This window comes from Nocardioides sp. BE266 (assembly GCF_031457855.1).
GTDB lineage: Bacteria > Actinomycetota > Actinomycetes > Propionibacteriales > Nocardioidaceae > Nocardioides.
In genome coordinates, this window is record NZ_JAURTI010000006.1 from 164,260 (window position 1) to 183,413 (window position 19,154).

20 protein-coding genes are annotated in these 19,154 nt (G+C 73.4%); 13 read left to right on the forward strand and 7 right to left on the reverse strand.

Annotated features, from left to right (window positions below):
• Positions 1 to 8 precede the first annotated feature (8 nt).
• Entirely contained in the window at positions 9 to 2,279 is a 2,271-nt protein-coding gene (locus J2X46_RS18795; protein WP_310253271.1) for an aminotransferase class III-fold pyridoxal phosphate-dependent enzyme, read from the forward strand.
• Here the strand turns inward: J2X46_RS18795 and J2X46_RS18800 are convergent.
• Complete coding sequence (locus J2X46_RS18800; protein WP_310253273.1) at positions 2,265 to 2,723, reverse strand: DUF2231 domain-containing protein; 459 nt, start codon at positions 2,721 to 2,723, stop codon at positions 2,265 to 2,267. The genes J2X46_RS18795 and J2X46_RS18800 overlap by 15 nt on opposite strands.
• Positions 2,724 to 2,859: 136 nt before the next feature.
• Between J2X46_RS18800 and J2X46_RS18805 the strand changes: the two genes are divergently transcribed.
• The 3 genes from J2X46_RS18805 (at position 2,860) to J2X46_RS18815 (ending at position 5,651) form a co-directional block, all read left to right on the forward strand.
• Positions 2,860 to 3,525 carry a response regulator transcription factor gene (locus J2X46_RS18805; RefSeq protein WP_310253275.1) on the forward strand — a complete coding sequence of 222 codons (666 nt, stop codon included), beginning with the start codon at positions 2,860 to 2,862 and terminating at the stop codon, positions 3,523 to 3,525.
• Positions 3,526 to 3,549: 24 nt separating this feature from the next.
• On the forward strand, positions 3,550 to 4,854 hold the full coding sequence (locus J2X46_RS18810) for a HAMP domain-containing sensor histidine kinase (protein ID WP_310253277.1): 1,305 nt from the start codon (positions 3,550 to 3,552) through the stop codon (positions 4,852 to 4,854).
• Positions 4,855 to 5,009: 155 nt separating this feature from the next.
• Complete coding sequence (locus J2X46_RS18815) at positions 5,010 to 5,651, forward strand: phosphatase PAP2 family protein (RefSeq protein ID WP_310253278.1); 642 nt, start codon at positions 5,010 to 5,012, stop codon at positions 5,649 to 5,651.
• Here the strand turns inward: J2X46_RS18815 and J2X46_RS18820 are convergent.
• A complete protein-coding gene (locus J2X46_RS18820) occupies positions 5,614 to 5,940 on the reverse strand; it encodes a PepSY domain-containing protein (protein WP_310253279.1) in 327 nt (108 codons plus the stop codon). The two genes, J2X46_RS18815 and J2X46_RS18820, sit on opposite strands and share 38 nt — an antisense overlap.
• A gap of 121 nt (positions 5,941 to 6,061) precedes the next feature.
• Between J2X46_RS18820 and J2X46_RS18825 the strand changes: the two genes are divergently transcribed.
• Both J2X46_RS18825 and J2X46_RS18830 read left to right on the forward strand, forming a co-directional pair.
• Positions 6,062 to 6,736 carry a response regulator transcription factor gene (locus J2X46_RS18825; RefSeq protein ID WP_310253282.1) on the forward strand — a complete coding sequence of 225 codons (675 nt, stop codon included), beginning with the start codon at positions 6,062 to 6,064 and terminating at the stop codon, positions 6,734 to 6,736.
• Positions 6,733 to 8,091: an ATP-binding protein gene (locus tag J2X46_RS18830; protein ID WP_310253284.1), complete on the forward strand. Its 1,359-nt coding sequence runs from the start codon at positions 6,733 to 6,735 to the stop codon at positions 8,089 to 8,091. The genes J2X46_RS18825 and J2X46_RS18830 overlap by 4 nt, the downstream gene beginning before the upstream one ends.
• Here J2X46_RS18830 and J2X46_RS18835 read toward each other — a convergent pair.
• A complete protein-coding gene (locus tag J2X46_RS18835) occupies positions 8,088 to 9,347 on the reverse strand; it encodes a hypothetical protein (RefSeq protein ID WP_310253285.1) in 1,260 nt (419 codons plus the stop codon). The two genes, J2X46_RS18830 and J2X46_RS18835, sit on opposite strands and share 4 nt — an antisense overlap.
• A gap of 69 nt (positions 9,348 to 9,416) precedes the next feature.
• On the opposite strand from J2X46_RS18835, the gene J2X46_RS18840 reads away from it, so the two are divergent.
• Complete coding sequence (locus J2X46_RS18840; RefSeq protein ID WP_310253287.1) at positions 9,417 to 9,893, forward strand: PPOX class F420-dependent oxidoreductase; 477 nt, start codon at positions 9,417 to 9,419, stop codon at positions 9,891 to 9,893.
• Positions 9,894 to 9,902: 9 nt separating this feature from the next.
• Here J2X46_RS18840 and J2X46_RS18845 read toward each other — a convergent pair whose 3' ends face one another.
• A complete protein-coding gene (locus J2X46_RS18845) occupies positions 9,903 to 11,006 on the reverse strand; it encodes a HAMP domain-containing sensor histidine kinase (RefSeq protein WP_310253288.1) in 1,104 nt (367 codons plus the stop codon).
• A complete protein-coding gene (locus tag J2X46_RS18850; protein WP_310253290.1) occupies positions 10,999 to 11,670 on the reverse strand; it encodes a response regulator transcription factor in 672 nt (223 codons plus the stop codon). Before J2X46_RS18850 ends, J2X46_RS18845 begins: the two co-directional genes overlap by 8 nt.
• Positions 11,671 to 11,757: 87 nt before the next feature.
• Here J2X46_RS18850 and J2X46_RS18855 point away from each other — a divergent pair, with 87 nt between their 5' ends.
• On the forward strand, positions 11,758 to 12,366 hold the full coding sequence (locus J2X46_RS18855; RefSeq protein ID WP_310253292.1) for a M15 family metallopeptidase: 609 nt from the start codon (positions 11,758 to 11,760) through the stop codon (positions 12,364 to 12,366).
• A gap of 19 nt (positions 12,367 to 12,385) precedes the next feature.
• Here the strand turns inward: J2X46_RS18855 and J2X46_RS18860 are convergent, their stop codons facing one another.
• A complete protein-coding gene (locus J2X46_RS18860) occupies positions 12,386 to 13,075 on the reverse strand; it encodes a GntR family transcriptional regulator (protein WP_310253294.1) in 690 nt (229 codons plus the stop codon).
• 103 nt (positions 13,076 to 13,178) lie between these two features.
• Between J2X46_RS18860 and J2X46_RS18865 the strand changes: the two genes are divergently transcribed.
• Genes J2X46_RS18865 through J2X46_RS18885 form a run of 5 tightly spaced genes read left to right on the forward strand, consistent with a single transcriptional unit; the run spans position 13,179 to position 17,479 of the window.
• Positions 13,179 to 14,432 (forward strand): divalent metal cation transporter, encoded by a 1,254-nt coding sequence (locus tag J2X46_RS18865; protein ID WP_310253296.1) that lies wholly within the window; start codon positions 13,179 to 13,181, stop codon positions 14,430 to 14,432.
• A gap of 2 nt (positions 14,433 to 14,434) precedes the next feature.
• The gene (locus J2X46_RS18870; RefSeq protein ID WP_310253298.1) at positions 14,435 to 15,211 is read left to right on the forward strand and encodes a 5-oxoprolinase subunit PxpA; all 777 of its coding nucleotides are present in this window, start codon (positions 14,435 to 14,437) and stop codon (positions 15,209 to 15,211) included.
• Positions 15,211 to 15,822, forward strand: a complete 612-nt coding sequence (pxpB, locus tag J2X46_RS18875; protein ID WP_310253299.1) for a 5-oxoprolinase subunit PxpB — start codon at positions 15,211 to 15,213, stop codon at positions 15,820 to 15,822. Before J2X46_RS18870 ends, pxpB begins: the two co-directional genes overlap by 1 nt.
• Positions 15,819 to 16,688, forward strand: a complete 870-nt coding sequence (locus tag J2X46_RS18880; protein ID WP_310253300.1) for a biotin-dependent carboxyltransferase family protein — start codon at positions 15,819 to 15,821, stop codon at positions 16,686 to 16,688. Before pxpB ends, J2X46_RS18880 begins: the two co-directional genes overlap by 4 nt.
• Positions 16,689 to 16,693: 5 nt before the next feature.
• A complete protein-coding gene (locus J2X46_RS18885) occupies positions 16,694 to 17,479 on the forward strand; it encodes a putative hydro-lyase (protein WP_310253302.1) in 786 nt (261 codons plus the stop codon).
• Between the two features lie 258 nt (positions 17,480 to 17,737).
• On the opposite strand, the gene J2X46_RS18890 is transcribed toward J2X46_RS18885, so the two are convergent.
• The gene (locus J2X46_RS18890) at positions 17,738 to 19,150 is read right to left on the reverse strand and encodes an FAD-dependent oxidoreductase (protein WP_310253305.1); all 1,413 of its coding nucleotides are present in this window, start codon (positions 19,148 to 19,150) and stop codon (positions 17,738 to 17,740) included.
• Positions 19,151 to 19,154: the final 4 nt, after the last annotated feature.

The following is a 19,154-nucleotide window of genomic DNA, read 5'->3' on the forward strand; positions in this document are numbered from 1 at the left end:
CTGCGGCCGTGGCACAGGACGTGTTGGAGGAGCCGGCGCCGCGGCTCGCGGACGACTCCGTGCGCCGCCTCGTGGCCGAGCACTGGGGATTGACGGACCTCGACGTGCGCCCGCTGTCGAGCGAGCGCGACCTCAACGTCCTGGTCGGCACCGGCCACGTCCTCAAGGTGTCGAACCCGGCGGAGGACCCGGCGCTGGTGGAGATGGAGGTGGCGGCGCTCGAGCACGCCTCCGTCACCGACCCCGACCTCCCGGTGCCCCGCGGCGTACGCCTCCTCGACGGGTCCGACGTCGCGACGATCGCCGACGACACGGGCCGCCCGTGCCTCGCGCGCCTGATCACCACCGTGCCGGGCACGCCGCTCGAGGGACAGGTGATCACCGAGGACCTCGCCGAGCAGGTCGGCGCGGCAACCGCCCGGACCGCCCGCGCGCTGCAGGGATTCTTCCACCCCGCCGCCGGCAGCCGCGTCCTCGACTGGGACGTACGCCGCCTCCCGGCCGTCGCCGAGAAGGCCGGACTCGCCGCCGACGACCCGCTGCGTCCGGTCGTCGACCGGGTCGCGGCCTCGCTCGACCGGCTCACGGCGCTGCCCAGCCAGGTCCACCACGCCGACGTCACCCTCACCAACCTCCTCGCCACAGACGGCCGGATCACCGGCGTGATCGACGTCGGCGACCTGCACCACACCGCCGACGTGGCCGACCTCGCCGTCGCGCTCACCTCGGTGCTGCGCAACACCAGCGAGGCGCAGGTGTGCACGCCGTGGGAGCTCGCGGGCGCCGCGCTGCGCGGCTACCAGCGGCTGCGGCCGCTGTCGTACGACGAGGTCGACGTGCTCGGCGAGCTGGTGCTCTCCCGGCTGGTCCTGGGCACGGTCATCTCGCGTGGCCGCGCGCTCGCGCACCCGGACAACACGGCCTACATCACGCAGTACGACGACGCCAACGCCCGTACGACGACCGAGCTGGCGCAGCTCTCGCCCGCCGACCTCGCGGAGCGGCTGCACCGCCTCGCCGGCACCCGCGTGGCACCCCGGGAGGGCCTCGCCGAGCGCCGTGCCGCGGTCATGGGCGGCCCGGTCGCACCGCTGTTCTACGAGCACCCGCTGGAGATCGTCAGCGGCGAGGGTGCCTGGCTGACGGACGCGGCGGGCCGTCGCCACCTCGACGCCTACAACAACGTCGCCGTCGTCGGCCACGCCGACCCGACGGTGACCCAGCGCGTGGCCCGGCAGCTCGGCCGCCTCAACACGCACTCGCGCTACCTCCACCCCGAGGTCGTCGAGCTGGCGGAGCGGCTGGCGGCGTCCATTCCCGACGAGCTCGACACCGTCCTCTTCACCACCTCCGGCACGGAGGCCAACGAGGTGGCCTGGCGGCTCGCGACCGAGTGGACCGGCGGGTCGGGCGCGCTGATCGTCGAGCACGGCTACCACGGGTCCACGCGCTGGATGGCCGACCTGAGCTCCAACGAGTGGCCGCCCGGCCACCGCCCCGAGGCGGTCGGGACGTTCCGTGCGCCGATCGCGCCGTCGGACCTGTCCGCGGCCGCGACGAGCGAGCAGGTGCAGGCATCTGCACGGGCGCTTGCGGACCGCGGGCACCGGCCGGCGCTGCTGCTGGCCGACAGCGGCTTCACCAGCGAGGGCGTCCACGACGCGCCGGCGTCGTACTTCGAGGGGCTGCGCGCGGGCGCACATGCGGCGGGTGCGCTCTACCTCGCCGACGAGGTGCAGGTCGGCTACGGCCGCACCGGACCGGCGCTGTGGCGCTTCGCGCAGTCGGGCGTCGTGCCCGACCTCGTCACCGTCGGCAAGCCGATGGGCGCGGGCTACCCGATGGGTGCGGTGGTCGCGCGGCGCGAGGTCGTCGACCGGTTCGCCGAGCGCTACGAGTACTTCTCGACCTTCGCCGCCACTCCTGCCGCAGCCGCCGCCGGCAACGCCGTGCTGGACGTGCTGGCGGACCGCCGGCTCCCGGAGCGGGCGCTCGTCACGGGTGCGTACCTCCAGGAGCGGCTGCGCGGGCTCGCGTCGTCGTACGACCTGCTCGGCGAGGTGCGGGGGACCGGACTGGTGGTCGGGGTCGACGTGCTCGGTGGTCGTGACACCGCGAAGGCGTTGCTGGAGGCGCTCGTCCGCGAGGGTGCCCTCGCCGGTCTCACCGGCAGGCGCGGCGACGTCCTCAAGGTGCGGCCGCCGCTGGTGTGGGACGAGACCCACGTCGACCACTTCGTCGGCTGCCTCACCCGCGCTCTGGACTCACTTCGTGCTTGACGCCACCTGGTCGCCCCACGCGGCGCGGGCGCCGGAGTCACCGACGCGGTAGACCTGCACCGACGTGGCGAGGGCCGCGACGAGCGCGAGCACGCCGACCGTCCGGGTGAGGCCGCGGCTCGGCACCGCCGGGCGCCGGTCGAGCCACACCAGCGCAGCCGACAGGACCAGCAGTGGGATCGCGAACCAGATGAGCTGGTCGCCGAGCGCGGCGTGCTGCCCGGGGTCGCCGACGTGCTCCTCCAGCGCCTCGCCGCTGGACGTCGCGACCGGGATCAGCACCGTGGCGGCCGCCGCACAGGCGACCACGAGGATGCCGTGGGTGCGCCGCCACGCGGGTCGTACGGCGATCGCGATGGTGCCCAGGCAGGCGAGCGGCAGCAGCACGACCACGGCGTGCACCACGAGCGGGTGGACCGGTAGACCGTTGATGAGATCGAACATGCGGGTGACGCTAGGTGCGCGAACCTGCACGTCACCTGACTGCGTGAACGGCACACTCGGAGCAGTCAGGTTGCGTGCAGGCACGCAGGTCGAGAGTGGTCGCGCACAACGAGCGCGAGCGGAACGAGGAAGCCGAATGGCCCGGGTGGGACTCTGCGAGGACGAGGCAGCGATCCGCCGCGTCGTCGTCGACGCGATGCAGATCGCCGGCCACGAGGTCGTCGGCGCGCACACCGGCGGCGAGGCGTTGCGCCTCTTCGTCGACGACGACCGCCTCGACGTGATCATCCTCGACATCGGCCTGCCCGACGCCGACGGCCGTGACGTCTGCCAGGCCCTGCGCTCGGCGGGCCAGTCCGCACCGGTCCTCTTCCTCACCGCCCTCGGTGCGGTGCACGAGCGGCTCGCCGGCTTCAGCGCCGGCGCCGACGACTACCTCGCCAAGCCCTTCGACGTGCTCGAGCTGATCGCACGGGTCGAGGCGCTGGCCCGACGGGGCCGGCTCGTCGTCGCCGAGGCGCCGACGGACCTGGTGCTCGACCCGGCCCGTCACTCCGTTGCCTGCAACGGCAAGGAGTCGCTGCTGACGCCGACCGAGTTCCGGATGCTCGCCGCGATCACCTCGCGCCCCGGTGAGGTCGTACGACGTCGTGCCGTGGTCGCGGCCGCGTGGCCGCAGGGCGGGATGGTCAGCGAGAACACCGTCGACTCCTACGTCCGCCGGATCCGTGTGAAGCTCCGCGAGGTGGGCTCGCCGCTCGAGCTCACGACGGTCCGCGGCGTCGGTTACACGCTGAAGTGACCGCACGAGTGGTGGACTGAGCAGGTGCCGCGCTCCTTCCGCTCGACCATCGTCCGGACGACCGTCGCGACGATGACGGTGGCGATGGTGCTCGTCGTGCTGGGCATCCAGCTGGTGCTCGACCGCACCGCGCAGCGCGACATCCGCCAGGTCCTCGAGGACCGTTCCCAGGCGATGATCACCGTCATCGAGCAGGCGTCCACGACGCGGCTCACCGTGCCCGCCGACGCGCTCGAGCCGGGCATCGCGGTCTACGACGACAGCGGGCAGAGGATCGCGGGGTCGGTGGAGTCGACGGCCCGCGCAGCCGCCGACGACCTCGGCACGACCACGACCACGCGCGCCGCCGAGGGTCCCACGGACGACGACCGCCTGCTCGGCACGCCGTTCACGACCCCCAGCGGCGACACAGGCGTGCTCGTGGTGAGCCAGGAGGCCGAGCCCTACGAACGCTCCGAGCTCTACGCCCTCATCGCGACCATCGTCCTCGGCGTGCTCGTGATCGGCGCGACCGCCGTGATCGCGCTGCGGGTGACCAGCCAGGCGCTGCGGCCCGTCTCGCAGATGGCCGAACGCGCCGCGGACTGGAGCGAGCACGACCTGACCCACCGCTTCGGCCTCGGCCCGCCGACCAACGAGCTGGCCGCCCTCGGCGAGACTCTCGACCACCTCCTCGACCGCGTCGCCGCCGCGATCCGATCCGAGCAACGGCTGACCTCCGAGCTCGCGCACGAGCTCCGCACCCCGCTGACGGCGATCCAGGGCTCGGCCGACCTCGCCCTGCTGCGCGGGGTCGACGACGACGCCGTCCGTGAGGACCTGCGCCAGATCTCCGCCTCCGCGCGCGACATGGCCGGGGTCATCGCCACCCTGCTCGACATCGCCCGCGACGGTACGACGACCGGGCGCGAGCAGGCCTGCACGATCGCCGACGTGGTGCCGGGGCTGCTCGCGGCCGCCGGTGCCGACGTCGAGGTCCTCGACCGGACGGACGGCTCGACCGCGCGGGTCGCCGCCCCTGCGGCGCTGGTCGTCCGGGCCGTCTCCCCGGTCGTCGACAACGCCGCCCGCCACGCGCGGTCGCAGGTCGTCCTCGGGGCCGTGGACCACCACGACCGGGTCGATCTGCTCGTCCGCGACGACGGCGACGGCGTCGACCCGGCCCTGCGCGAGCGCCTCTTCGAGCCCGGAGCCTCGAGCCGCGGTGGGGGAGCGGGCCTGGGCCTCGGCATCGCGCGCCGCGTGGCGCGCTCGCTCGGCGGCGAGGTCGAGCTCGACCGGTCGGACGCCGGCGGGACGACCTTCCGGGTCTCGCTTCCGCGTGGCTGAGCCCGGGCAGTCAGGTTGTGTGCAGGTGGCTGCCGCCATGGTGGATCCTGCGGGCCCGTCTTCCCCCGGACGGGCCCGCACCCCGTCCCGCTCCGTTCGCCCGCCGGTCACCTGCGCGCCGGTGGCCGGGCGGCTGACCGCGATAGGAATGCCCGGTGACGTCTGGTGAACCGAAGCGGCTCTGGCTCGCCGCGCTCGCGCTGCTCGTCGCCTTCGCGCTGGTCAGCCTCGCGGTCGGCTCGACGTGGTCGCCGGTGCTCCGGCTCGACCGCTGGCTCTCCGACAAGGCGTTCGCGGCGACCTACGGCCACGACGGACGGGTCGCCGCCTGGCGTGCGGTCACCGACTGGGGCGGGCCGGGGCCGATGCGCTGGCTGCTGGCCGCGGCCGGTGTCGTCGCGGCGATCCGTCGGCGGGTCGACGTCGCGCTCTGGTTGGTCGGTCTCGCGGTCGTCGAGGGGATCGTCGCTCCGTCCGTGAAGGACCTCTTCGACCGCGCCCGGCCGGTCTGGGACGACCCGATCACCGTGCTCGCCTCGACGTCGTACCCCTCGGGGCACGCGACGGCCGCCGCGACGGCGGCGGTGGCGCTCGCCCTGGCCGTGCGCCGGACCGCGGTGACCTGCTGCGTCGTAGCGGTGGCTCTGGGGGTCGCGGCGAGCCGGGTGTTCCTCGGCGCGCACTACCTGAGCGACGTGGTGGGCGGGCTGCTGCTGGGCGCGCTGCTCGCCACCACGTCGTACGCCCTTCTCCGGACCGTCACTCCGAGCCGGAGTCCTCGGAGTCTGCCTCGATGACGACGACCTGGTAGCTGTCGTCGAGGCGGACGTCGACGGTCGTGCCGTCGGTCTTGGTCACCTCGACCTCGTAGGTCGCGCCGTTCTCGTTGTCGGTCTCGACGCTGTTGGCGGTGCCGCCGCCGGTCGCCTCGAGCGCCGCCTTGGTCGCGGCGTCGGCCTGCTCCTGCGTGTAGTCGTGGCTCGCCGGTCCGTCGTCACCGCCGTTGCCGGCGACCGCGACGCCCCCTGCTGCGCCTGCCGCGACGACGCCCAGCGCCGCTCCTGCGATCCAGATCCGCTTGCGCATGTCCTCACTCCTTCGCTCGTGCTGTGGCTCCACCGTGGCGCGCGGACGCTGAAGCGGCCCTGAATCCGGTCTTCAGGTCGCGTTCAGCCGGCCTACAGGTGGGCTGTGCGACTCTCAGGGCGTGCGGGTCCTGGTGGTCGAAGACGACAAGCAGCTGGCCGCCGCGCTGCGCCGGGCGCTGGAGGGCGAGGGCTATGCCGTCGACGTCGCCCTCGACGGTCGCGAGGGCGAGTGGCTGGCCCAGGAGAACGCGTACGACGCCCTCGTCCTCGACGTGATGCTGCCGCACCTCGCGGGCGACGAGCTCTGTGCACGGAGGCGCGAGAGCGGCGACTGGACCCCGATCCTCATGCTGACCGCGCGGTCCGGGCCCGAGCAGGAGGTGCGGGCGCTCGACGCGGGTGCCGACGACTTCCTCGCCAAGCCGTTCGCACTGACGGTGCTGCTCGCCCGGCTGCGGGCGCTGGTGCGCCGCGGCGGTGCGAAGCGGCCGACGATCCTGCGTGTGGGCGACCTCGAGCTCGACCCCGCGGCGCACCGGGTCTCGCGGGCCGGCACGCCCATCGACCTCACGCCGCGGCAGTTCTCGATGCTGGAGTTCCTGATGCGGCGATCGGGCGAGGTGGTCTCCAAGTCCACGATCCTCGACCACGTCTGGGACTTCGCCTTCGAGGGCGACCCCAACATCGTCGAGGTCTACGCCCGCCAGCTGCGCCAGCGCATCGACGAGCCCTTCGACCGGACCAGCCTGCAGACGGTGCGGCTCGTCGGCTACCGCGTGGTGGACGACCGATGAGTCCGCTCACCCTGCGCAGCCGTACGACGCTCACCGCGGTCGTGCTCGTGGCGCTGGTGCTCGGCACGGGTGCGTGGGTGCTCCTGACGACGCTCGACCGGCAGCTGGTGGCGGCCAGCGACCGAGCCTCGCGGGCGTCGCTCGGACAGGTGGTGGACCAGGTCGGGAGCGACGGGCTGCCGTCGGTGCTCAGGTCGGTCGACGACGACGGCGTGGCCCAGGTGTTCGCCTCAGACGGCACGGTCCTCGCCGCGTCCGCCAACATCACGGGGCGCGGCCCGATCACAGGAATGGCTGGTTCGACCGACGTGCAGCGGAGGACCTTCGAGGGACCCGACGACCAGGAGACCGAGACCTATCGCTCCTGGGTCGTGGCGGCGCCGACCGCCGCCGGCGACGTCACGGTGGTCGTCGGGAGCAGCCTGGAGTCCGTCCACGAGGCCTCGAGGCGACTGCGCACCCTGCTGCTGGTCGGAGTGCCGCTGGCCGTGCTCCTGCTCGGTGTCGTGGTGTGGCTGCTGGTGGGGCGGGCGCTGGGTCGCCTGGACCGGATCCGCGCCGAGGTCGACGCCATCGGTCCCGACCAGCTCGGGCGACGGGTCGCGGAGCACGGGGCGCGCGACGAGGTCGGCCGGCTCGCGGCCACCATGAACCGGATGCTCGGCCGGGTGGACGGCGCCGTCTCCCGGCAGCGGCGACTGGTGGCCGACGTCTCCCACGACCTCCAGAGCCCGCTCGCGGCGCAGCGCCTGGCCCTCGAGGTCGCGCTGCGCGATCCGGGCGCGGTCGACGCCGGCGAGCTCCGATCTGGCGTGCTGGGGCCGGCCCGCGCGATGGAGCGCCTGGTCGACGACCTGCTGGTGCTCGCGGCGGCCGATGAGCACGCGCCGGTGGTGGCGAGCAGCCTCGACCTCGACGCGGTGGTGCTGGACGAGGCGGCCCGCGCGCGCACGCACACCGACGTACGCATCGACACGGGCCGGGTGTCCGCCGGCCCGGTGCGGGCCAACCCCTCGGAGCTGCGCCGCGCCGTGCGCAACCTGCTCGACAACGCGCTGTCGTACGCCGCGTCGGGGGTCGAGATCTCCCTCGCGACGACGGCCGACGGCGTGGTCCTCGACGTGGTCGACGACGGGCCGGGCATCCCGCCCGACGAGCGCGGCCTCGTCTTCGAGCGCTTCCACCGTGGCGACCGGTCGCGGAGCAGCGAGGTGGCGGGCAGCGGGCTCGGGCTCGCCATCGCGCGCACGGCGGCCGAGCGCGCAGGCGGCCGGCTCGACCTCGTCGATGACGACGGGGACCGAGCCGGCGCCCACTTCCGGATGGTGCTGCCGGTGCTTCCTTCGGAGCCCTAACCGAGGGTGGTCAGCAGGGCGGTCATGGCCTGGTCCTCGGCGCCCTGGTCGGGGCTCGAGGCGCGGATCGAGGTGAGGACGTCGTCGATCTGGGTGTCGACGTAGGTCCACGCCTGGCAGTTCTTCGGCTGCAGGCTGCCCTGGTCGGCGTCCCATGCGGTCTCGAGGTCGGTGATCCGCGACTGCGCGCCCGACTGGTCGTCGGAGGCGACCAGGTCCTGGGTGTCGGTGACGATGGTGCGGTAGTCGTTCACCGACGACGACGGGAAGTCCGCGGCCACCTGCTTGGTCGCCGCCGCCTGGTCGAGCGGCGCGCCACTGTCGCACGACGGCGCCGGGCCCTCGTCGGCCAGCGCGCTCTGGTGGGGCTGCGCGTTGGCCCAGGTGAGCAGGCCGATGGTGGCCACGGCTGCGGCGGCCATCACACCGAGGGTGGCGCGGCGTCGCTGCGGCGACGACGGCGGGACGTACGACGTCGCCTCGACGTCCTCGATCACGTCGGCGCGGCTGATCGACAGGTAGATGACCGTCGCGAGGATCGCGCCGAGGAAGATCAGGCTGGTGCCGAAGACGCCGATGCCCAGGCCCTGCTCGCTCTTGGGCAGGCCGAACCAGTCGCCGATGTTGGCGCCGAGCGGGCGGGTCAGGATGTAGGCGACCCAGAAGCTGAGGACCGGGTCGGCACCCGAGCGCCACAGCACGGTGACCAGCGCGATCAGGCCGAGCGGCAGCAGGATCGACAGGCCGGGACCCCAGCCGGTGAGCTCGAGGGTCCAGTCACCGGTCGCAGTGCCGAGGGCGAAGGTGACGAGGACGGCGAACCAGTAGAACGCCTCGCGGGAAGTCGTGCTGATGCTGTGGATCGACAGGGTGCGCTCCTTCGCGAACCACACGGCGAACGTGGCGGCGAGGAGGATCGAGAAGATCGTCGTGCTGATCCACAGCGGCACCCCGGCCTGGTCGGTGAGGATGTCGGTGTAGAGCGTGCCCGTCACGCTGACGACGACCACCGTCAGCCAGTAGGCCGCCGGGACGTAGCGGCGCAGCCGCATCTGCACGCCGAGCACCACGACGAATACCGCGGTGAAGAGGACGGCGGTGTTCACCAGCCCGACGCCGAGCGTCATGTTGATCCAGTCGGCGAAGCTCTCGCCGACCGTCGTGCAGAGGATCTTGATCACCCAGAACCAGATGGTGACCTCGGGGACCTTGTTGAGCATCTGTCGTACGTCGGGGGTGGCAGCGCGTTCTGTCATGCGTCGTACGGTCGCGGGATCCACCTGACTGCCACCTGACTGTGCGCGGGCCGGGGCTAGCGTGGACGCATGGCTCCCAGGATCGCGACCAACACCGACGTCGGGCTCGACGAGCTCCTCGACTTCGTCCGCCCGCGCCACCACTTCGTGCTGATGACCCGGCGGCGCGACGGCTCGCCCCAGGCCTCCCCGGTCGCGGGCGGGGTCGACGACAGCGGCCGCATCGTCATCTCGAGCTATCCGCAGCGCGCCAAGACGAAGAACGCCCGCCGCAACCCCGAGGTCTCGGTGCTCGTGCTCTCCGACGAGTGGGACGACGCGTGGGTGCAGGTCGACGGCACCTGCGAGGTGCTCGACGCGACCGACGGCGACGAGGCGCTCGACGCGTTCGTGGAGTACTTCCGCAACATCGCCGGCGAGCACTCCGACTGGGACGAGTACCGCAGCGCGATGGTCAGCCAGGGCAAGTCGCTGCTGCGCATCACCCCGACCCGCTGGAGCACGATCTCCACCGGCGGCTTCCCGCCGGGGTCCGCGCCCGCCTGACGTCGTACGTCAGCGGGGGAGCGTCACCAGCGCGACCAGCCCGCCGCCGGTCCGCGGGGCGAGGTCGAGCCGGCCGTCGTGGGCCGCGGCGATGCGCTGCACGATCGCGAGACCCAGGCCGACACCGCCGTGGTCGTCGTGCACGCGCTCGGTGCCGCGTCGGAACGGCTCGGCGAGGGTGGCCACCACGTCGCTGGCCAGGTGGTCGCCGGTGTTCTCGACCCGCAGGACGGCGCCGGCCGGGGTCTCCCGGGTGGTGACCCACGCGGCGCCGTCGCCGGGCAGGTTGTGCACGATCGCGTTGTGCAGCAGGTTCGTCGCCAGCTGCAGCAGCAGCGCGCGCGAGCCCGATGCGGTGGCGGCGTCGCCCGACGTCGTGACCACGACCCCGCGCTCCTCCGCCAGCGGCAGCAGCACCTCGGCCGCCTCCTCGGCGACCAGTGACAGGTCGACCGGCTCCTGTGCGAACGACCTCTGGTCGGCCCGGCTCAGCACGAGCAACGCCTCGGTGAGGTCGATGGCGCGGGTGTTGACCGTCCGCAGCCGGTCGACGAGCAGGTCCACGTCGGGCGACGGGTCCTTGGCGGCGACGTCGAGCAGGGTCTGCGTGATCGCGAGCGGGGTGCGCAGCTCGTGCGAGGCGTTGGCCGCGAACCGTTGCTGCTCGGCGACGTGGCGCTCCAGGCGCTCGAGCATGCCGTCGAAGGCGTCGGCGAGCTCGCGGAACTCGTCGCTGCGACCGGGCATCCGGATCCGGTGGTCGAGCGCGCCCGTCCCGGCGGCGCGGGTCGCCGCGGTGATGCGGTCAAGCGGGGCGAGCATCCGCCCGGCCAGCGCCCAGCCGCCTGCCAGCCCGACGACCAGCAGCAGCACCATCATCAGCGCGGCCTTGGGTGCGAAGGCGTCCCACAGGTCGGAGCGGCCCGGCATGAAGGTGCCGCCGAAGCCGCCGTCAGGAGCATTGGCCCCGCTGGTCGACCCTGCCTCGTCCGGCACGTAGCGCAGCAGGAAGACCAGCACCACCGCCAGCAGCCCGACCCCCGTCACGACGACGACGCCGGCGTAGCTCAGGGCCAGCCGCAGCCGGACACTGACGCCCGGCGGCCTAGGCATCGGCGGCGACCTCGATGCGGTAGCCGACGCCCGGCACGGTATCGATCACCCACGGCTCGCCGAGCCGCTTGCGCAGAGCCGACACCGTGATGCGTACGGCGTTGGTGAAGGGGTCGGCGTGCTCGTCCCACGCCCGCTCCAGGAGCTCCTCGGCGCTGACCACGCCGCCCTCGGCGCCGACGAGCACCTCCAGGACGGCGAACTGCTTGCGGGTCAGCGCGACGTAGCGCCCGTCGCGGTGGACCTCGCGCCGGAACGGGTCGACGCGCAGCCCGGCCAGCTCGCGCACGGGTGGCCGGTGGTGCCCGCGCCTGCGGTCCAGCGCGCGCAGCCGCAGCACCAGCTCCTGGAGCTCGAACGGCTTGGTCAGGTAGTCGTCGGCGCCGAGCTCGAAGCCGGACGCCTTGTCGCCGAGCCGGTCGGCCGCGGTGAGCATGAGGATCGGGATGCCCGAGCCCGACGCGACGATGTGCGCGGCGACCTCGTCACCCGACGGGCCGGGGATGTCGCGGTCGAGCACCGCGATGTCGTACGCGTTGATGCCGAGCAGCTCCAGCGCGGTGTCGCCGTCACCGGCGACGTCGGCGGCGATCGCCTCGAGCCGCAGGCCGTCGCGGATGGCGCCGGCCATGAGGGGCTCGTCCTCGACGATCAGCACGCGCATGCCCCGATGGTAGGGAGCGACCGTGTGTCGTCGGCGTATCGAAAACTCCATACGCTCCGACAACGCGGCGAGATCTTGGCTGGGCGCATGTCGCTCGCCCGCCCGTTCGTCCTCGCCTCGGTCCTGCTCACCCTCGGCTGCGCCGCGACGCAGGAGCCGTCCGTCGCCCGGCTCGACCGCGCGGTCCGGTCGACGGCTGCCGTCCTGCCAGGGGTGCCGGAGGGGCTGCCTCGTCGGTCGGGTGCCGGCGACCTCGCCGACGGCGACCTGCCGGCCGGCGCGACGGTGTACGACGACCACCCCGGCATCGCGCGGCTCGACCCGCGGCTCCTCGAGGAGCTCCGCGCCGCGACCGCGGACGCCGCCGCCGAGGGGGTCGGGATCGTCGTCAACAGCGGCTGGCGGTCGCAGGCCTACCAGCAGCGGCTCTTCGACGAGGCCGTCGCCGAGCACGGCTCCGAGTCCGCGGCTGCGGAGTGGGTCGCGCGTCCGGGCACCTCCGTGCACGAGGCCGGCGCCGCGGTCGACGTGGGTCCGCTGGACGCCACCCTCTGGCTCGCGGACCATGGCGCCGACTACGGGCTCTGCCGGGTCTACGACAACGAGCCCTGGCACTTCGAGCTGGTGGCCGACGCCGTCGACGACGGGTGCCCCGCGACGTACGCCGACCCGGCCGACGACCCCCGCCTGCAGTGACGGCGAGCGGTGCCGAGGCTCAGCCGGACGTGGCGGCGTAGGCCTCCGTCAGCTGCGCCTCGGCAGCGGTGAGGTAGCGCTCGAGGGCCGCCGCGGCGGTCTCGCCGTCGCCGGACTCGAGCAGGTCGAGGATCCGCCGGTTGTCGGCGAGGTAGGGCTCGTGGAAGGTCTGCGGCGCCGCCATCACGTGGAACACCAGGCGCAGCTCGGCCAGCACGTGGCGCATCGCCTCCTCGACGCGCGGGCTGCCGGCCAGCGCGGCGAGGGACTGGTGGAAGCGCATGTTGGCCGTGCCGACGTCGACCCAGCGGCCGTCGGCCGCGGCCGACTCGCCCTCCTCCACCGCACGTCGTACGTCGTCGAGGGCGACGTCGGGCGGGCAGGCGCGCAGCACGCCACCCTCCACGAGGCGCCGGAAGCGGTAGAGGTCGTGGACGTCGTCGACGGTGAGCCGCCGGACGAAGACCCCGCGGTTGAACTCGTGGACCAGGAGCCGCTCGTGGGCCAGCAGCCGGAAGGCCTCGCGCAGGGTGTTGCGCGAGACGCCCAGCGCGGCGCCGATGTCCTCCTCGGAGAGGCGGGTGCCGGGTGGCAGCCGTCCCTCGGTGATGTGCGAGCGGAGGATCTCGGCCACCCGGCCGGCCGTGCTCGCGCGACCCAGCGCCGCCCGCTCCGCGGACAGCTCCTGCACCCATGCACCCGACGCCACGGGAGCAGTCTAGGGCTACAAGGGGATTGACAGATTGTTCAACAATCCTGCACTCTCGTGTGACGGGGCTCACCACTCGACACGACCACCGACAGGACGACCCATGGATCAGCAGGCTGACCAGCACGCGGACCAGCAGGACGACCAGCACACGGCAGGCGCCGCGGCGAAGGCCGGGAAGGGCGCCCTCGTCGGCGCCATGTTCCTCATGGCGACCAGCGCGATCGGACCCGGCTTCATCACCCAGACGACCGTCTTCACCGACCAGCTGGGGGCGGCGTTCGCCTTCGCGATCCTGGTCTCGATCCTGGTCGACGTCGCCGTCCAGCTGAACGTGTGGCGGGTCATCGGCATCGCCGGCATGCACGCCCAGGACCTCGCCAACAAGGTCGCACCAGGCGCGGGCTACGCACTCGCCGCGCTCGTCGTACTGGGCGGCCTGGTCTTCAACATCGGCAACATCGGCGGCACCGCGCTCGGCATGAACGCGATGTTCGGGATGGACGTCAAGCTCGGCGGCACGATCTCGGCGGTCGTCGCGATCGCCATCTTCCTCAGCCGCCGCGCAGGTGTGGCGATGGACCGCATCGTCGTCGTGCTCGGCGTCGTGATGATCGCGATGGTGCTCTACACCGCTTTCGTCTCCGACCCGCCGGTCGGCCAGGCGCTCAAGCAGAGCGTGCTGCCCGACGAGGTCGACTTCCTGATCATCACCACGCTGATCGGCGGCACCGTCGGTGGCTACATCACCTATGCCGGCGCCCACCGCCTCGTCGACTCCGGCATCACCGGGCCCGACCAGGTCGCGCAGATCAGCCGGGGCAGCGTCACCGGCATCCTGGTCACGGGCGTGATGCGGGCCCTGCTGTTCCTCGCGGTCCTCGGCGTGGTGTCCGGCGGCGCGGTGCTCGCTGCCGACAACCCGCCGGCCTCGGCCTTCCAGCACGCGCTCGGCGACGCCGGCGTCCGCATCTTCGGCGTCATCCTCTGGGCCGCGAGCATCACCTCGGTCATCGGTGCGTCCTACACCTCGGTGTCGTTCCTGAGCGGGCTGCTCAAGGGCGACCAGCGCCGCCGCAACTTCGCGGTGGTCGCCTTCATCGCGGTCTGCACCGCGCTCTTCCTCGCCCTCGGCAAGGCCCCGGTGACGCTGCTGATCCTGGCCGGTGCGCTCAACGGCCTGATCCTCCCGGTCGGCCTAGCGGTGATCCTGTGGGTCGCGGCCCGCCGCTCCGGCGACCTGCTCTCCGGCTACCGCTACCCCCGCTGGCTGCTGGTCATCGGCGTCGCGGTCTGGCTGCTGACGCTCTACCTCGGCTGGAACTCCCTCGGCGGCATCGCCGACCTGTGGGCCTGACCGTGGACGCCACGACGATCGACCTCAACGCCGACCTCGGCGAGGGCTTCGGCCAGTGGACGCTCGGCGACGACGACGCCCTGCTCGAGCTCGTCACCAGCGCGAACGTCGCGTGCGGCTTCCACGCCGGTGACCCGACCGTGCTCCGCCACGTGTGCGAGCGGGCGGCCGAGCGCGACGTGGCGATCGGCGCCCAGGTCGGCTACCGCGACCTCGCGGGCTTCGGGCGCCGCTTCATCGACGTCGCGCCGGCCGAGCTCACCAACGACGTGCTCTACCAGATCGGTGCGCTCGAGGCGTTCGCCCGCGTCGCGGGCAGCCGGGTGCGCTACGTCAAGCCGCACGGCGCGCTCTACAACACGATCGTCCACCACGAGACGCAGGCCGCCGCGGTCGTCGATGCCGTACGCCGCTACGACCCGGCGCTGCCGGTCCTCGGGCTGCCCGGCTCGCGCTTCCTCGCGCTCGCCGAGGAGGCCGGCCTGACGACGGTCGCCGAGGCGTTCGCCGACCGTGCCTACACGCCGGAGGGCACGCTGGTGTCCCGGCGCGAGGAGGGCGCGGTGCTGCACGACGTCGACGAGGTGGCCGACCGCTGCGTGCGCATGGCGACGGACGGCCAGGTCGAGGCGGTCGACGGCACCGTCGTCGCCGTACGACCCGCGTCGCTGTGCGTCCACGGCGACAGCCCGGGTGCCGTGGCGATGGCCGCCCGGGTGCGCGAGGCGCTCGAGCAGGCGGGCGTGCGGATCTCCTCCTTCGCGGGCGGCACGGCCTGATGCGGGTCCTGCCCTGCGCCGACTCCGGTCTCCTCGTCGAGCTGGCCGATCTCGACGAGGTGCTCGCGCTCTACGCCGAGCTGGTGGACGACCCGCCCGCAGGCGTCGTCGATCTCGTCCCGGCGGCGCGCACGCTGCTGCTGCGCCTGGACCCGAGCGGGGCCGACGCGGCCGAGATCGAGCGAGCGGTGCGCGAGGCCCGGCCCACGCGCGGCGCCCGGCCCGAGGTCGGTGAGGTCGAGATCCCGGTCGTGTACGACGGCGCCGACCTGCAGGAGGTCGGCGAGCTGACCGGCCTCGGCGAGCGCGGCGTGGTCGAGGCCCACACCTCCCAGGAGTGGACCGTGGCCTTCGGCGGCTTCGCACCCGGTTTCGGCTACCTCGTCGGCAGCGACGAGCGGCTCCACGTGCCGCGCCGCAGCACGCCGCGCACCAGGGTCCCGGCCGGGGCTGTCGGGCTCGCGGGCGAGTTCGCCGGCGTCTACCCCCGTGAGTCGCCGGGCGGCTGGCAGCTGCTCGGCCACACGCCCGTGAAGACGTGGGACCTCGACCGCGACCCGCCCGCCCTGCTGCTGCCGGGCGTCCGGGTGCGCTTCGTGGAGGCGACGTGAGCACCCGCGCGCTCGAGGTGGTGGCCACCGGTCCGCTCGCCACCGTCCAGGACCTCGGCCGGCCCGGCCTGGCGGCGCTGGGCGTCGGCCGCTCCGGCGCGGCCGACACCGACTCGATGGCGCTGGCCAACCGCCTGGTCGGCAACACCCCCGGCACCAGCTGTGTCGAGGTGACCTTCGGCGGGCTCGAGGTGCGAGTGCACGGCGGCGTCACGGTCGCCGTCGCCGGAGCGCCCTGCCCGATGGCCGTCGACGGCCGCGAGGTCGCGCCCTATGCCGTCGTCTGGGTGCCCGACGGCGCCACCCTGCGGCTGGGCGCGCCCACCTCCGGCCTGCGCAGCTACCTCGCCGTGCGGGGTGGCATCGACGTGACCCCCGTCCTCGACTCCCGGTCGACCGACACGCTGTCGGGTGTCGGGCCGCCGCCGCTCGAGCCCGGCCACCGCTTGCGCATCGGCCGCACCCGCCGCCCCCTGCCCGGCGTGGACCTCGCGCCCGTACGCGTCCCCGACAACGGCGACATCTGGCTGCGCGTCGCGTGCGGGCCGCGCGACGACTGGTTCACCGAGGCGGCGTACGACGCCCTGCTGGGCTCTTCCTACGAGGTCACCGCGGAGAGCAACCGCGTCGGCATGCGCCTGGCCGGCCCGGCGCTCGAGCGGGCCCGCGACGACGAGCTGCCGAGCGAGGGCATGGTGCCCGGCGCCCTCCAGGTGCCGCCCTCGGGGCAGCCGACCCTGTTCCTGGCCGACCACCCGGTGACCGGCGGCTACCCCGTCATCGCCGTCGTGGTCCGCGCCGACCTCGGACTCGCCGCACAGGCCCGTCCGGGACAACACGTCCGATTCCGATCCAGCCCGAGGTGACCGCGATGTCGATCGACCCGTCCACCCTCTCGCCCGCCGAGGCGCGGGCCCGCTTCCGCTCCGGCCTGCGGGTGCCGACCGCGGGCTGGTCCTCCGGCTGGACGCAGGCGAACCTCATCGCGGTGCCCCGCGACGTGGCGTACGACGTGCTCCTCTTCGCCCAGCGCAACCCGAAGCCGTGCCCGGTGCTCGACGTGACGGAGCCCGGCGCCACGAGCAGTCCGCTGTTCGCGGGCGACCTGCGCACCGACCTGCCCGGCTACACCGTCTACGAGGACGGTGAGCTCGTCGCCGAGGTCGACGACGTCACCGACCTCTGGCGTGACGACCTGGTCGCCTTCCTGGTCGGGTGCAGCTTCACCTTCGAGGCCGCCCTCCTCGAGGCGGGCGTGCCGGTGCGGCACGTCGAGGCCGACAGCAACGTCCCGATGTACCGCACCTCCGTCGAGTGCCGCCCCGCCGGTTCGCTGTCCGGGCCGCTGGTCGTCTCGATGCGTCCGGTCCCCGCCGACCAGGTGGCGACCGCGGTGCGCGTCACGTCGCGCTACCCGTCGGTGCACGGCGCGCCGGTCCACGTGGGTGATCCGCGGGCGCTCGGCATCACCGACCTCGACTCGCCGGACTTCGGCGACCCCGTGGAGGTCCGTCCCGGCGAGGTGCCGGTCTTCTGGGCGTGCGGGGTGACGCCGCAGGCCGCGGTGATGCGGTCGCGGCCCGCGTTCGCGATCGGCCACGCGCCCGGCCACATGGCGATCACCGACGCCCGGGACAGCGACTACCTGGTGCCCTGACCGACCCTGCCGGGGTAGTCCAGTGAGTTCTGGTCGTCAGATGGGTTGTCTGGCAGCCACTTGCCACTGGACTATCCGGGGGTCGGCCGCCGTCTGTCGGGGTAGTCCAGTGGGTTCTGGTCGTCAGATGGGTTGTCTGGCAGCCACTTGCCACTGGACTATCCGGGGGTCGGCCGCCGTCTGTCGGGGTAGTCCAGTGAGTTCTGGTCGTCAGATGGGTTGTCTGGCAGCCACTTGCCACTGGACTACAGCGGGCCGTCAGGAGTCGAACCCGAGCCCGGCCTTGTCGAGGGCGCGGAGGAAGAGGTTGCGGCGGCCCTCGCGGTGGTCGGCGCGGTCGAGCGACCAGCGGGTGAGGTTGATCCCGATCGAGGCGAACGGCTCGGGCGGGAAGGGCAGCGGTCGCTCGCGCACCATCCGCAGCGACGTCCGCTCGGTCTGCTCGCCGGCCAGCAGGTCGAGCAGCACCTCGGCCGCGAAGCGGGTGGCGCCGACGCCGAGCCCGGTGAAGCCGGCAGCGTGCGCGACGCGGCCGCCGTGGGTGAGGCCGTAGAACGCGGTGAACTGGGTGCACGTGTCGATCGCGCCCGCCCAGCGGTGGCTGAACCGCACGTCCTCCAGCTGCGGGAAGGTCGCCAGGAAGTGCGATGCCAGCCGCGTGTGGCTCTGGGCGCGGTCCTCGTGCCGGGCCGCCACGCGACCGCCCGCGGGGTAGACGGCGTCGTACCCGCCCCAGAGGATGCGGTTGTCCGCGGTCAGCCGGGAGTAGTGGAACTGGTTGGCGAGGTCGCCGAGCCCCTGTCGCCCCGCCCAGCCGATCGACGCGAGCTGGTCGGCGGTGAGCGGCTCGGTCATCAGGACGAAGTCGTAGACCGGCACCGTCATCAGCCGGTTGCGGCGCAGCAGCGACGGGAACACGTTGGTCGCCAGCACCACGTGGGCGGAGGTCACCACGGCGCGGTCGGTGTGCACCTCGACCGTCCCGGAGGACGTACGCCGCAGGTCGGTGACGGCCGAGTGCTCGTGGACCTCCACCCCGAGGTCCGCCGCCACGCGCGCCAGCTCGAGCGCGAGCCGCGCGGGGTGGACGAGTGCGTTCGTGTCCCGCTCGAGGACGCCGGCGAGGAAGAGCGGGCTGTCGATCTCGGCGCGGATGCCCGGTCCGTCGAGGAAGTGCTCCTCGCCCCGGAGCTCCTCGACCTGGTGCTCCTCGACGGCCACGCCGAGCGCACCGGTCCGCTCCCACTCGCACGCGAGCCCGAGAGTCCGTACGTCGTCCTCGAAGGCGTCGAGGTTCTCGCGTCCGAGCCGGTCGAGGGCGTCGTACTCCTCGGGCCAGCGGTTGCGGCCGTTGTCCTCGCCGTGGGTGATCGAGGCCTCGCAGAAGCCGCCGTTGCGGCCCGAGGCCGCCCACCCGACGGTGCGCGCCTCGAGCAGCACGACGCGCCGGCCCGGATCGCGGCGCTTGGCGTGGACCGCGGTCCAGAGGCCGAGGTAGCCGCCGCCGACCACGGTGAGGTCGGCCGTCGTCGACGCGGTCAGCTCGGGGTGTCGTGTGTCTGCGTCCGCGTCCTCCAGCCAGAACACTGCCTGCCGGCTGCCCGCGAGCGCGCGCTCCACGAGCCGGGGGTCGGGCGCGTGCCGTTCGTAGGCGGTCTGGTGGCTGGCCACGGAC

Coding starts and splice junctions, on each gene's coding strand:
- J2X46_RS18800 (WP_310253273.1), bottom strand. CDS start 2,723: ATGTTCGATCTCATCAACGGTCTACCGGTCCACCCGCTCGTGGTGCAC.
- J2X46_RS18805 (WP_310253275.1), top strand. CDS start 2,860: ATGGCCCGGGTGGGACTCTGCGAGGACGAGGCAGCGATCCGCCGCGTC.
- J2X46_RS18820 (WP_310253279.1), bottom strand. CDS start 5,940: ATGCGCAAGCGGATCTGGATCGCAGGAGCGGCGCTGGGCGTCGTCGCG.
- J2X46_RS18830 (WP_310253284.1), top strand. CDS start 6,733: ATGAGTCCGCTCACCCTGCGCAGCCGTACGACGCTCACCGCGGTCGTG.
- J2X46_RS18835 (WP_310253285.1), bottom strand. CDS start 9,347: ATGACAGAACGCGCTGCCACCCCCGACGTACGACAGATGCTCAACAAG.
- J2X46_RS18840 (WP_310253287.1), top strand. CDS start 9,417: ATGGCTCCCAGGATCGCGACCAACACCGACGTCGGGCTCGACGAGCTC.
- J2X46_RS18845 (WP_310253288.1), bottom strand. CDS start 11,006: ATGCCTAGGCCGCCGGGCGTCAGTGTCCGGCTGCGGCTGGCCCTGAGC.
- J2X46_RS18850 (WP_310253290.1), bottom strand. CDS start 11,670: ATGCGCGTGCTGATCGTCGAGGACGAGCCCCTCATGGCCGGCGCCATC.
- J2X46_RS18855 (WP_310253292.1), top strand. CDS start 11,758: ATGTCGCTCGCCCGCCCGTTCGTCCTCGCCTCGGTCCTGCTCACCCTC.
- J2X46_RS18865 (WP_310253296.1), top strand. CDS start 13,179: ATGGATCAGCAGGCTGACCAGCACGCGGACCAGCAGGACGACCAGCAC.
- pxpB (WP_310253299.1), top strand. CDS start 15,211: ATGCGGGTCCTGCCCTGCGCCGACTCCGGTCTCCTCGTCGAGCTGGCC.
- J2X46_RS18885 (WP_310253302.1), top strand. CDS start 16,694: ATGTCGATCGACCCGTCCACCCTCTCGCCCGCCGAGGCGCGGGCCCGC.